The sequence below is a fragment of the Lutibacter sp. TH_r2 genome (assembly GCF_033101135.1).
Lineage (GTDB): Bacteria > Bacteroidota > Bacteroidia > Flavobacteriales > Flavobacteriaceae > Lutibacter.
On the sequence record NZ_JAWMPV010000003.1, the window covers coordinates 254,103 to 267,154 of the forward strand.

At 30.9% G+C, this 13,052-nt stretch carries 9 protein-coding genes, 1 tRNA gene and 1 riboswitch; of the genes, 2 read left to right on the forward strand and 8 right to left on the reverse strand.

The genetic code is table 11. The annotated features are described in order from the left end of the window. Positions 1-38 precede the first annotated feature (38 nt). The 6 genes from R3X25_RS11030 to R3X25_RS11055 form a co-directional block, all read right to left on the reverse strand. A tRNA-Asp gene (locus tag R3X25_RS11030) sits at positions 39-112 on the reverse strand. A gap of 64 nt (positions 113-176) precedes the next feature. Further along, positions 177-1,100, reverse strand: coding sequence for a DUF58 domain-containing protein (locus R3X25_RS11035; protein ID WP_317674763.1), 924 nt, complete (start codon positions 1,098-1,100; stop codon positions 177-179). 88 nt (positions 1,101-1,188) lie between these two features. Further along, positions 1,189-1,506 (reverse strand): thioredoxin, encoded by a 318-nt coding sequence (gene trxA, locus R3X25_RS11040; protein ID WP_317674765.1) that lies wholly within the window; start codon positions 1,504-1,506, stop codon positions 1,189-1,191. Positions 1,507-1,636: 130 nt separating this feature from the next. After that, positions 1,637-2,593, reverse strand: a complete 957-nt coding sequence (gene metF / locus R3X25_RS11045; RefSeq protein WP_317674767.1) for a methylenetetrahydrofolate reductase [NAD(P)H] — start codon at positions 2,591-2,593, stop codon at positions 1,637-1,639. A gap of 276 nt (positions 2,594-2,869) precedes the next feature. Continuing rightward, positions 2,870-5,551 carry a methionine synthase gene (metH, locus tag R3X25_RS11050; protein WP_411556579.1) on the reverse strand — a complete coding sequence of 894 codons (2,682 nt, stop codon included), beginning with the start codon at positions 5,549-5,551 and terminating at the stop codon, positions 2,870-2,872. Between the two features lie 73 nt (positions 5,552-5,624). Beyond that, positions 5,625-6,626: a homocysteine S-methyltransferase family protein gene (locus R3X25_RS11055; protein WP_317674769.1), complete on the reverse strand. Its 1,002-nt coding sequence runs from the start codon at positions 6,624-6,626 to the stop codon at positions 5,625-5,627. A 49-nt stretch (positions 6,627-6,675) separates the two neighbouring features. Beyond that, a riboswitch (SAM riboswitch) is annotated at positions 6,676-6,777 on the reverse strand. A 344-nt stretch (positions 6,778-7,121) separates the two neighbouring features. On the opposite strand from R3X25_RS11055, the gene R3X25_RS11060 reads away from it, so the two are divergent. Together R3X25_RS11060 and R3X25_RS11065 are read left to right on the forward strand one after the other, a co-directional pair. Further along, positions 7,122-8,588, forward strand: coding sequence for a circularly permuted type 2 ATP-grasp protein (locus R3X25_RS11060; RefSeq protein ID WP_317674771.1), 1,467 nt, complete (start codon positions 7,122-7,124; stop codon positions 8,586-8,588). Positions 8,589-8,595: 7 nt separating this feature from the next. After that, positions 8,596-9,594, forward strand: a complete 999-nt coding sequence (locus R3X25_RS11065) for an alpha-E domain-containing protein (protein WP_317674773.1) — start codon at positions 8,596-8,598, stop codon at positions 9,592-9,594. Positions 9,595-9,597: 3 nt separating this feature from the next. On the opposite strand, the gene R3X25_RS11070 is transcribed toward R3X25_RS11065, so the two are convergent. Then, positions 9,598-10,494 carry a transglutaminase family protein gene (locus R3X25_RS11070; protein ID WP_317674775.1) on the reverse strand — a complete coding sequence of 299 codons (897 nt, stop codon included), beginning with the start codon at positions 10,492-10,494 and terminating at the stop codon, positions 9,598-9,600. Next, a complete protein-coding gene (locus tag R3X25_RS11075) occupies positions 10,494-13,052 on the reverse strand; it encodes a circularly permuted type 2 ATP-grasp protein (RefSeq protein ID WP_317674777.1) in 2,559 nt (852 codons plus the stop codon). Before R3X25_RS11075 ends, R3X25_RS11070 begins: the two co-directional genes overlap by 1 nt.

Below are 13,052 nucleotides of genomic sequence, written 5' to 3' on the forward strand. Positions count from 1 at the left end.
ATCCATAAAAAAAAGCATCTCAAATGAGATGCTTTTTGCGGTCTGGACGGGACTCGAACCCGCGACCCCCTGCGTGACAGGCAGGTATTCTAACCAGCTGAACTACCAGACCGTTGCTTTTAGCGGATGCAAATATAAGCGGCTTTTTCATATTTGCAAAGGTTTTTGAAAAAAAATTACAAAAAATTCTTTCTACTAATTAAATATGATATTAATACCTGTTCAAAGCCTTTGTTAATATCAACAGGTACATAATCTATTTTATACTGCATACACTTCAATTTCAAATCATTAAAGTATTTTTTTACTTCCTCTTTATATTTTTTTTGTACAGAAGAAGCATATAAATTTATTTCTTCACCACTTTCAACATCAACAAACTTTTTTGGTGTATCCTCAAAATCAAAATCTAATTCACTTTTTCCATCATACGTATGAAATAAAACCAATTCGTGCTTATTGTATTTTAAATGTCGTAATGCTTCAAATAATTCCTCTTCATCTTTATTTGATTGAAACATATCCGTAAATAAAAAGATTAAAGAGCGCTTATGGACCTTTTCAGCTATTTCATGCAACATAGTATATGTTTCAGTTTCTGACTTTGAATAGTTTTTTAACAAACCTTCTAATTGAGACAATAACATACGTCTATGTCTATCACTTCCTTTTGCTGGAGCGTAATACTCGGTTTTATTACTATAAACACTTAATCCAATTGCATCTCGCTGTCTTCGTAAAATTTCCATAAGTGCAGCTGAAGCAATAGCTGAAAATCCAATTTTTGATAAATTTTCAGTTGTAGGTTTTTCTATAATTGGATAATGCATTGAAGCCGAATTATCTATTATAATGTGGCAACGTAAATTTGTCTCCTCTTCATAACGCTTAATAAACAACTTCTTTGTTTTCGCATACAATTTCCAATCAATATGGCGTGTACTCTCTCCTTTATTATACAATCTATGTTCAGCAAACTCAACAGAAAATCCATGAAACGGACTTTTATGCATTCCGGTAATAAATCCTTCTACTACTTGTTTTGCAAGTAGCTCAAGGTTATTTAATTCGGTAATATGTTTTACTGAAATTTCACTCATTATTTATACTTATAGTCTGTAAATATAGTACATAAACAAAAAATGCCCGACAAAAGTCAGGCATTTTATATAATTTATAAATTAACTCTTATAAATGAGCATCTATTTTTTCAGCATATGTTGCTTTTGGAGCTACTCCAACTTGTTTTTCAACAACCTCTCCATTTTTAAATACTAATACTGTAGGAATATTTCTTACTCCGTATTTAGCAGCAAATTCTTGATTTGCATCAACATCAACTTTACCTATAACTGCTTTACCATCATATTCAGTAGTTAATTGATCCATTATTGGAGCTACCATTCTACAAGGTCCACACCATGCAGCCCAAAAATCAACCATTACTGGTTTATCTGATTGTAATACTACTTCATCAAACGTTGCATCTGTTACTTCTAATGCCATAATCTATATTTTTTAATTAATATTTTCAATTTTTTACTCGTACAAAAGTAAGCAAATATTTTACCAAAACAATTCAACAATTATTACATTTATTTATAAAACTATCAACAAATTCGATATAAATTGTTAATTAAAACACCTCTTTTGCAATTGCCTTAACATTATCTGATTTTCCCATTGAATAAAAATGAACCACTGGAGCACCTTTAGCTATTAGTTCTTTAGATTGTTGAATTGCCCATTCTATACCTACTTGACGTACTTGTTTATTATCTTTACAACCTTCAATTGCTGAAATCAAATTTTCTGGCATATCTAATCTAAAAATTTGAGGTAAAATTTGTTGATGCCTTTTAACAGCAACAGGTTTAATACCTGGTATAATTGGAACCGTTATTCCAATAGCTCTTGCTTTTTCAACAAAATCAAAATATTTTTGATTATCAAAAAACATTTGAGTTACTACATAATCTGCACCAGCCTCAACTTTTTCTTTTAATCTACGCAAATCTGTTTCCATACTTGGCGCTTCTAAATGCTTTTCAGGATATCCAGCTACTCCAATACAAAAATCTGGCTTATTATTAGTTTCAATTATGTTATGCAAATACTTTCCTTCATTTAAGTCTCTAATTTGCACTACTAAATCCGATGCAAAATTATTTCCTCCTTCAGTTGGCACAAAATAAGGTTGATGTTTCATAGCATCACCTCGTAAAGCCATAATATTATCTAAACCTAAATAATGGCAGTCAACCAACACATATTCTGTTTCCTCTTTAGTAAAACCTCCACACAACACATGCGGTATAGCATCTACATCATACTTATACTTTAAAGCGGCACAAATACCAACAGTTCCAGGGCGCATTCTAGTCATTTTTTGCTCTAACAAGCCATTCTCTTTTTTAATGTATACGTATTCCTCACGCGAAGTAGTTACATCAATAAAAGGTGGTTTAAACTCCATTAACGGGTCTACGTTATTGTATAAATCTTGAATATTTTGACCTTTTTGTGGCGGCACTATTTCAAACGAAAACAATGTTTTACCGTTTGCCTGTTTAATATGATCTGTTACTTTCATTTTTATTTCTTTGGGCGTTACCTTTCAGGTCGCGCTATCCATTATATCTTTTTAAACTATTCTAATTGCGAAAACTTTTATTTACAAAGTTTGTGCATTCTGCTATATTCAACAGATTACTTCGTCGCAAACTCCTCGTAATGACGTTTCCTAATTTAAAAAGGATGCCATTGCTATCGCTAACGCAAATTATTTATACAACCGGTGATTGAGCGGAGTCGAAATCATCTTTTTAATTGTCACTTCGACTCCGTTCAGCAACCGATAATTTTCTACTTACTCCGCTAAATTAGGGTTTAACCACTTTTTAGCTTCGTCAAAACTCATATTTTTTCGTTCAGCAAAATCCTTCACTTGCTCTTCAGTAATTTTACCAACACCAAAGTATTTAGATTTTTCATTACCAAAATAATATCCCGAAACTGATGCTGCAGGCCACATTGCCAAACTATCGGTTAATTCAACACCAATAGTTTCTTTAACACTTAACAAGTCCCAAATCGTCAATTTTTCTGTATGATCTGGACAAGCAGGATAACCTGGCGCAGGACGAATTCCTTTGTATTCTTCTTTTATTAAATCTTGATTAGAAAGCACTTCACTAGAAGCATAACCCCAATACTCTTTACGCACTTTTTCGTGTAAATATTCAGCAAAAGCTTCAGCCAATCTATCAGCTAAAGCCTTAATCATTATTGAATTATAATCATCGTGGTCTTTTTCAAATTCAGCTGCTAATTCAGCAGTTCCAAAACCAGTAGATACACAAAATGCTCCAACATAATCTTCAATTCCAGTTTCTTTTGGCGCAACAAAATCTGCCAACGCAATATTAGGAATTCCTTCTTTCTTTTTAGCTTGTTGACGTAGTGTTACAAATTTTGTATTCACTACTTTTCTATCAGCATCAGCATACAATTCAACATCATCATCTCCAACACTATTTGCAGGAAAAATTCCAAAAACAGCTTTTGCTGTTAGTAACTTTTCACTTAAAATTTGAGCTAACATTATTTTTGCATCGCTAAATAACTTTGTTGCTTCTTCACCAACAACCTTATCAGTTAAAATTGCTGGATATTTACCTGCTAATTCCCACGTTCTAAAAAATGGAGTCCAATCTATATAATCAACCAATTTTGTTAAATCAAAATCTTCAAAAACTTGAATTCCTTCAAAATTAGGTTTTACAATAGTTGAAGTATTCCAATCTATTTTGAATTTATTTTTTCTTGCATTAACTAAAGAAACATATTCTTTTTTACTAGATCGGTTTGCAAAACCTTCACGAACCTTTACATAGTCTGCTTTTATATCACCCACATATTTTTGGTTGGTTCTTTTGTTCAACAAATCGCCCACAACAGTAACAGCTCTAGATGCATCGTGCACGTGAACTACTGCATTTTTATATTGTGGATCAATTTTTACAGCAGTATGTGCTTTTGAAGTTGTAGCTCCACCAATTAATAACGGAACTTCAAAATTTTGACGTTCCATTTCTTTGGCTAAATACACCATTTCATCTAAACTTGGTGTAATTAATCCACTCAAACCAATAGCATCTACATTTTCATCTTTTGCTGCTTGAATAATTTTTTCAGGAGCAACCATTACTCCTAAATCTACAATATCATAATTATTACAACCTAAAACTACGCCTACAATATTTTTACCAATATCGTGCACATCTCCTTTTACAGTTGCTAATAAAATTTTTCCATTCGATTGGCTAACACCATCTTTATCTTCTTCAATAAACGGTAATAAATAAGCCACTGCTTTTTTCATTACACGTGCCGATTTTACTACTTGTGGCAAAAACATTTTACCCGAACCAAATAAATCTCCAACCACATTCATACCAATCATTAAGTTACCTTCAATAACTTCAATTGGTTTAGCTGCTTCTAAACGCGCAGCTTCAACATCTTCAACAATAAATTCATCTAACCCTTTTACTAAAGAATGTGTAATACGTTCTTGTAATGGTTTTTCTCGCCAAGATAAATCTACTTTTCTTTCTTTGGCTGTGCTTACTACACTTTCGGCGAAATCTAATAAACGTTCGGTTGCATCATCTCTTCTATCTAAAATAACATCTTCAACGTGCTCTAGTAAATCTTTTGGAATATCGTCATACACTTCTAACATTGCAGGATTTACAATTCCAATATTCATTCCCGCCTGAATTGCATAATATAAAAACACCGAATGCATTGCTTCACGCACTGCGTTGTTTCCTCTAAATGAGAAAGACACATTACTTACACCTCCACTAACACTTGCATTTGGTAAATTTTCTTTTACCCAACGTGTTGCTTCAATAAAATCAATAGCATTTCTACGGTGCTCTTCCATTCCGGTTGCTACTGGAAATATATTTAAATCGAAAATGATATCTTCTGATGGAAAACCAACTTCGTTTACCAAAACATCATACGAACGTTTCGAAATCTCAATTCTTCTTTCGTAATTATCAGCTTGTCCAACTTCATCAAACGCCATTACTATAACAGCCGCACCGTACATTTTTATTTTTTTGGCGTGCTCAATAAATTGCGCTTTACCTTCTTTTAAACTAATAGAATTTACAACACATTTACCTTGAGCAACCTGTAAACCAGCTTCAATAATTTCCCATTTAGAGCTATCAATCATAATTGGCACACGCGCAATATCTGGTTCAGCTGCAATTAAATTCATAAAACGAACCATAGCTTGTTTTCCATCTAGCAAACCATCATCCATATTAATGTCGATAATTTGCGCACCACCTTCAACTTGATGACGTGCTATTGCCAACGCTTCATCAAATTTTTCTTCTTTTATTAATCGTAAAAACTTACGAGAACCCGCAACATTTGTTCTTTCACCAACATTAATAAAATTACTTTCAGGAGTAATTATTAATGGCTCAAGTCCCGATAGTTTTAAATATTTTTTTTCTGTATTCATTCTATAATTATGAGATTCTGAAACTAGTTCAGAATGACGAATATTTATTTTTTAAAAAACCTCTTTTTAGTAACTAATTACCATCAACCAAATTTCTAGGCTTATAACCTTCAGTAATTTCAGCTATTGCTTTAATATGTTCAGGTGTTGTTCCACAACAACCACCAATAATATTTATCAAACCTTTATCTAGGTATTCTTTTATTTGACCTGCCATTTGGTCTGGAGTTTCATCGTATTCACCAAAAGCATTTGGCAAACCTGCATTTGGATGCGCTGATACTCCAAAAGGTGCTTTTTGTGATAAAATCTCTAAATGAGGTGTTAGTTGTTTTGCACCTAACGCACAATTAAACCCAACTGTTAATAAAGGAATATGAGATACCGAAATTAAAAATGCTTCGGCTGTTTGACCAGATAATGTTCTTCCACTAGCATCTGTAATTGTTCCACTTAACATTACAGGTACATCTATATTTCTTTCAGCTTTAATTTCTTCAATAGCAAACAATGCTGCTTTAGCATTTAAGGTGTCAAATACTGTTTCAACTAACAGCATATCTACTCCTCCATCTATTAAAGCTTCGGCTTGTTGTTTGTAAGCGACTCTTAAATCGTCAAAAGTTACAGCTCTAAAACCTGGATCGTTTACATCAGGCGACATACTTGCCGTTCGGTTTGTTGGTCCAATTGAACCTGCTACAAAACGAGGTTTATTTGGATTTTTAGCTGTAAATTCTTCTGCTACTTCTTTCGCTATTTTAGCAGATTGGTAGTTTAACTCGTACACGTACTCTTCCATTTCATAATCAGCCATTGCAATGGTTGTACTAGAGAATGTATTTGTTTCAATAATATCTGCGCCTGCTTCTAAATATTTACCGTGTATTGTTTTAATAGCTTCAGGTTGTGTAATTGAAAGCATATCATTGTTTCCTTTTACCGAAACTTTGAAATCTTTAAACTGTTCACCTCTATAATCTTCTTCAGTAAATTTGTACTGTTGAATCATAGTTCCCATAGCTCCATCGAGTATAAGAATTTTATTTTTTAATATGTTACGAATGTCTTCCATTTTCTTTCTTTAGTTAGTTAAAAACACGGAAGTAATTACAATGAAGAGAGAGTTATCTGTCCGCAAAAACGGTAGAACGCGGCACCTTCTTTAGTTTAAAGGGTTGCCAAGGCTTCAACAGGTCTAATCCTTCTGCCTTTCTTAATAACTACTTGTGTGTTTAAGAACTTTTTGCAAATAAACGGCATATTCTTATTAATTACAAAAAAGCATTTCTTTTATTTAAGAATTTGACAAGTTTCTTACTCTAAAGAAATAAATTTCACATATAATTATATGTAATAGATTAAATTTTACGCCTATTTATTATTTTTCAATTTCAATTTTTACTGAATATCAACACTTCTTAACATTTTATGATAGCTTAATTTAACATATTACCAATTAACATGATGTTTTATTGATTATTTTTAATATTTTTTTTGATTTCATGTATTTTATTGATTGTTAAGTCATTTTTATTGAATTATTTATATATTTACTAAAAATAGAAATTTGAAAAATAAAATTGAACTACCGTTATTCTCTTCTTATGAATTTGATTCAAATTTTTACGATGAGCTGTTTAATAAAAACAAAGAAACCCGAGATATTTATAAACGTCTTTTTAAATTATTAAGTCAGTATTCGGTAAATGAATTCAATTCTTTAAACAATAGAGCTAAAGAATCTTTTTTCAACAATGGAATTACATTCCAAGTCTATAATTCTGATCAAGTTTCAGAAAAAATTTTCCCTTTTGATTTATTTCCTAGAATTATTAATTATAAAGAATGGTCTACAATAGAAAAAGGTGTTTTACAAAGAAGTAAAGCTTTAAATCATTTTTTATGGGATGTTTATCACGACCAAAAAATTATAAAACAAGGAATTGTTCCATTAGATTTAATAAGTTCTTCTGAAAATTTTTTACCTCAAATGGTTAATTTAGATCCGCCAGAAGGTATTTACAACCATGTCTCTGGAACAGATTTAATTAAACATTCCGACGGAAATTATTATGTGCTAGAAGATAACATACGATGCCCTTCCGGAGTAAGCTATGTAGTGGGAAATAGAGCCGCTGTGAAACACGCTTTATTTGGAGTATTTAATGAATATAATGCGCATACTGTTGTAGATTACGGAGCTAATTTATTAGAAATTATGGAGTCTGTAAAACCAAAAGGAGTAGACAACCCTGTTTGTGTAGTTATTACTCCTGGAGTTTACAATTCTGCATATTACGAACATTCTTTTCTAGCAAAACAAATGGGAATTGATTTAGTTGAAGGAAGAGACTTATTTGTTGAAAATGATTTTGTTTATGAACAAACTATTTACGGACCAAAAAAAGTAGATGTTATTTATAGAAGAATTGACGATTTATTTATAGATCCTTTAGAATTTAGAGCAGATTCTGTTTTAGGTGTTCCAGGTTTATATTCTGCTTATAAAAAAGGCAACGTTTCTCTAGTAAATGCACCAGGAACTGGAGTTGCAGATGATAAAGCAATTTACACATATATGCCAGAAATAATTAAATATTATTTAAACGAAGATCCTATTCTAAATAATGTACACACCTACCATTGCAGCCGTAAAAAAGAGTTAGACTACGTTTTAAAAAACATTAATAAACTGGTGGTAAAACCAGTTGATGAATCTGGTGGCTATGGAATTTCAATAGGAAATAGACTAACAAAAGCAGAAATTCAAAAAGTAAAAGATACTGTAAAAGCAAATCCAAGAAAATATATTGCACAACCTATAATGTCCCTGTCAACGCACCCAACTTATATTGAAGAGAGTGAATCTTTTGAGCCAAGACATGTAGATTTAAGAACTTTTACACTTTTAGGAAACAACAAAGAGTTTGTATTAAAAGGAGGCCTTTCGAGAGTAGCACTTAAAAAAGGAAATTTAGTTGTAAACTCATCTCAAGGTGGAGGTTCAAAAGACACTTGGGTATTAAAAAAATAAGATAAGTATGTTAGCAAGAGTAGCAAATAACCTATTTTGGATGGGTAGATATATAGAACGTTCTGAACATTTAGCAAGATATTTAAATGTAAATTATTTTTCATCGTTAGATGCTCCAAACGAATTATCACAATCTAGAGAATTTGTTCTTAGATCAATTCTTTTTATGGCAAGTAATAAAGTTGTTGATTCAGATGTAAATTTAAAAGAAGAAGATGTTTTATATAATATTGGATTAAATATTAAAGAACCATATTCTATTATATATTCCTTTAATTCAGCTCATGAAAATGCACGAAGTTCTCGTGATTTAATTTCAACTGAATTATTTGAATCATTAAACACCATAAACCATAGAATAAAAAATTACGATGCCAAATCTTTTGTAAAAAATGGCCTCTATGATTTTACATCAATAATTACAAAATCTGCATTAGAATTAAGAAGTAAAATGAGAGCAACTTTACTGCATGATGAACTTTATGCAGTTATAATGCTAGGTATTTATTTAGAAAGAGCTATACAAGTTACACGAATTATTAATTCTAAATGTAGTGATGCTACTGTTGAAAAATTAAAATATAAAGATTCTCAAGATAGTGGGCATTCATGGGCAACTCTTTTAAAATGTGTTTCTACTTATGATATGATGAGAAGACAGTACAAAAAAACCCCAACCCAAAAAACAACACTAGAATTTTTAATATTAAATGCTGATTGTCCTAGATCTATAAAAAATTGTTTAGATCAAATGGAAAAATATGTCGATACACTTGCAAAACATCAAATAATTAAAAGTGATTCTGCAGCATTTGAAATAAAAAAATTAAATGCTGAATTTAAATATAAACTAATAGAAGATATTGAAAAAGATATTGAAGGTTTTTTAAGTGACTTAATCAATAAATTAGTAATTATTGGTAAAAAATTAGATGAAAATTATTTTAAAGTAACAACATATCCCGTTATAAAAAACAAATCGGTTTCAACAACTCAAAGTCAATAAACACTAAAACTCTTTAGCCGGCCTAATATCAACAGAAATTTCCATTTTATTTTTACCTGAACTATAGGTAACACCTTTTAATGGTGGAACATCTAAATAGTCTCTTCCATGTGCTACCACTATATGTTGATTTTTTGGTATTTGATTATTTGTAGGATCAAAATCTACCCAACCAACAGTTGGTATAAAAACTGAAAACCATGCATGTGATGCATCTGTTCCAATTAATTTCTCTTTTCCTTCTGGAGGTAAAGTTTCAATATATCCACTTACATACCGTGCTGGAATACCAACCGAACGTATACATGCTATCGCAATTTGAGCAAAATCTTGGCAAACACCTTTCCGCTCTTTCATTACCTCATTTAAAGGAGTTGTAATAGTTGTAAATCCAGAAACAAAATCAAAATCATTAAAAATGCGCTCCATTAATTCAAAAGAAGCCTCAAACAAATTTCTATTTGGTTTAAATGAAATTTTAGAATACGATTTAATGTCTTCTGAATTAATTGAAATAAGTGGAGATTTTAACAAAAATTGTTTAGCATCTAGCACTTCATTATCAACACCTTTCATCAATTCTCTAGCTTTACTTATAGTAACTAACTTATGGTCTTTTAAATTAAGAACAGCTTCTTGCTCTTGATAATTTCTATAAACCTTACTTGTAGCAGTTACATCTAACTCTTCGTGATATTCTTGAATAGAAAAACTAGTAATAGTATTTCCAAAAAAATCTACTCTTTCTGAAATTTCACTTGGTACTGGATGTATTGCTAAATTGTAATCTAACAATTTTTGCCCAAGTATATTTTTGGGTTTTAACGTTGCTAAATTATGGCAAAAAGAAGCACCATTTTCATATTTATAACGTGTTGCATGAATTATATCAAAAACCATTAATCTACACTATTAGATTGTTGAATTACCATTTGAGTTTGTTTATACATATGATTAAAGTAAGTATTTGAAATTGACAATGAAGTTTCATGTAATAAATCACTTAACTCCTCCAAAACCTTATCTAAATTTAATCGCATATTCGAATTTAAATCTACAGCTACCAACTCTGAAACCTCTAAATTTTGAATTTTATCAAAAGCTTTTTCAATATTTTTTGTACAAGCAGTAAATTCATTACTTGTATTATTTGGCAGTTGATTTATATCTTTTTTTAACCTTCTAATTTGATAAGATAACGATTTTGCATATTCATTATCTAACAAAACTAAATTTACCACATTTTCTATACTTAAATAAGATTTATAACTGTACCTGTAAATATTTAAACTTTCATGACTACTTAACAAAGATTCTAAAATTTCATATTCCAATTCTTGATTATGATTTACAATAATTAACGATCTAAACTTTGCAATTGTCATGGTAGCTTCCTCCATCTGCAAACCAATAAAATAGAGCAAGAGTCCTTGTTTAACAAGAATACACTCTTCCGAAAGCGCTCTAAAAGCAATTAATCTTGTTATAATTCTATCAAAAAATTTCACTAAAACAGGAATTGAATAATTCTCTAAATCTTTAAAATTTTGCCATAACTTTTGAATACTATCAAATACACGCCACATATCTCTAGACCATAAATTTCTGCGAGAATAATAGGCATAATTAAAACTTGAAATAGTTTGTGCAAAACTACCAAACCTAGTTTCATCCAATATTACAGATTCAATTTCTTTTAATGGATTTTTCATAGCTTCTAATTCATTTTCACCAGTAAACCCAGGAAAAGTAGAAGTTATATTTGTTATTGATTGGAAGAGTATTTTTAAGCTTTCAGATTCAGATTTTCTAGTATTAAACTGAACATTTGCCATTTGATTTAAAGTCATTCTCAAATATCTTGCAGTAACTATTGTTCTACCTAAATATCTACCTGCCCAAAACAAATTTTCAGCAGTATCACTTGGTACATCATTAATTCCCCTAAATTGATTTGAGGTTGTCTTATGCCAAGAATAATGTTGAATATTACTTTGATTTTTATCACTTACCACCCAAAAATCTTTACTAGTTCCACCTTTTTGATTTGAAACCATTAACTCTTCCCTTTCAGCAGCTACTCTCACCAATCCGCCTGGCATTACACTATAACTATTGTTTTTAGCAACTGAAAAAGTTCGACACACTATTTTACGTGGCTCTAGCTTTCCATTAACAAAATTTGGAGCAGTAGAAAAATTAATATTTTCTTGTGCTACAAATTGATATGGCATTTTTGAGATTTCATTTTTAAGCTGTTTCAATTCTTTTTTACTCAAAAATTCACAAAAATAAATATGCTCTCTATGTGTTTTATCAATTCTTTTCAATACTAATGAAGGTAAATGACTTAAAACATATTCTCTTTCCTTTTCTTGTCCGCACCACCAAGATGCTATTTGCGGCAATAATAAATCTTCATTTAAAAAATATTTACACACATTATTTAAGAAAGGAATTAATCCCGGATTTTCTAAAATTCCACTTCCCACCGGATTTACAATAGCAACATTTTGAAGACGTACAACTTCCATTAAACCTGCAATTCCTAGATACGAATCTTCTCTCAATTCTAAAGGATCCATAAAAGCATCGTCTACTCTTCTATAAATAACATCAACTTGTTTTAATCCTTTTAAAGATTTCATCCACAATTTACCTCCTCTCACCACTAAATCACTTCCTTTTACTAAAGGATATCCTAAAAATGAAGACAAATAAGAATGTTCAAAATAAGTTTCATTATGTGGACCAGGAGTTAAAACTACAACTGTTGGATTTTCTTTATTTGACGGAGCTGAAGTTAATAAAAGCTGATTGAAATCTTTAAAAAAAGAAGATGGTTGCTCAACATTAATATCTTCAAAAATTTCAGGTAACATTTTATTTGTTGAAAACCTATTTTCTAAAGCATAACCCATTCCAGAAGGTGCTTGAGTTCTATCATTTACTACCCACATTCGTCCGTCTGGACCACGCGCTAAATCTGCTGAATGAATTAATAATTGTTTGGCTGTTTTGTATTGAATTTGATCACAAGATCTTAAAAAGCCTTTGTGTGCAAAAATAACTTCGTATGGAACAATCCCTTTTTTTATAAGTTCTCGCTTACCATAAATATCTTTCAACAATAAATTTAAAACTTCAGATCGCTGTTGAATTCCTTTTTCTATAGAATTCCATTCCTCTTTTTGAATTAAAAAAGGAACTACATTTAACTCCCAAGGTCTATTTAACCCTTTTGGATCGTTGTACACATTGTAGGTAACACCATTTTCAGATAGCAACCAGTCAACTTCTCCTTGTTTAATAATGAGGTCTTTACCTCCAACTTTTGAAAGATTATCTAGTAATTTGCCCCAGTTTTTATCAATACCTAAATCCGAAGCAAAAACTTCATCATAACCTTTATAATCTTTAAAATAATCTCTAAACAGTGTGTTTGTGCTCGTTGGCAT

Bases quoted from the DNA above. Each gene is read 5' to 3' on its own strand.
- R3X25_RS11070 (WP_317674775.1), bottom strand. From the start codon at position 10,494: ATGGTTTTTGATATAATTCATGCAACACGTTATAAATATGAAAATGGT.
- R3X25_RS11035 (WP_317674763.1), bottom strand. From the start codon at position 1,100: ATGAGTGAAATTTCAGTAAAACATATTACCGAATTAAATAACCTTGAG.
- R3X25_RS11065 (WP_317674773.1), top strand. From the start codon at position 8,596: ATGTTAGCAAGAGTAGCAAATAACCTATTTTGGATGGGTAGATATATA.
- R3X25_RS11075 (WP_317674777.1), bottom strand. From the start codon at position 13,052: ATGCCAACGAGCACAAACACACTGTTTAGAGATTATTTTAAAGATTAT.
- metH (WP_411556579.1), bottom strand. From the start codon at position 5,551: ATGAATACAGAAAAAAAATATTTAAAACTATCGGGACTTGAGCCATTA.
- trxA (WP_317674765.1), bottom strand. From the start codon at position 1,506: ATGGCATTAGAAGTAACAGATGCAACGTTTGATGAAGTAGTATTACAA.
- metF (WP_317674767.1), bottom strand. From the start codon at position 2,593: ATGAAAGTAACAGATCATATTAAACAGGCAAACGGTAAAACATTGTTT.
- R3X25_RS11055 (WP_317674769.1), bottom strand. From the start codon at position 6,626: ATGGAAGACATTCGTAACATATTAAAAAATAAAATTCTTATACTCGAT.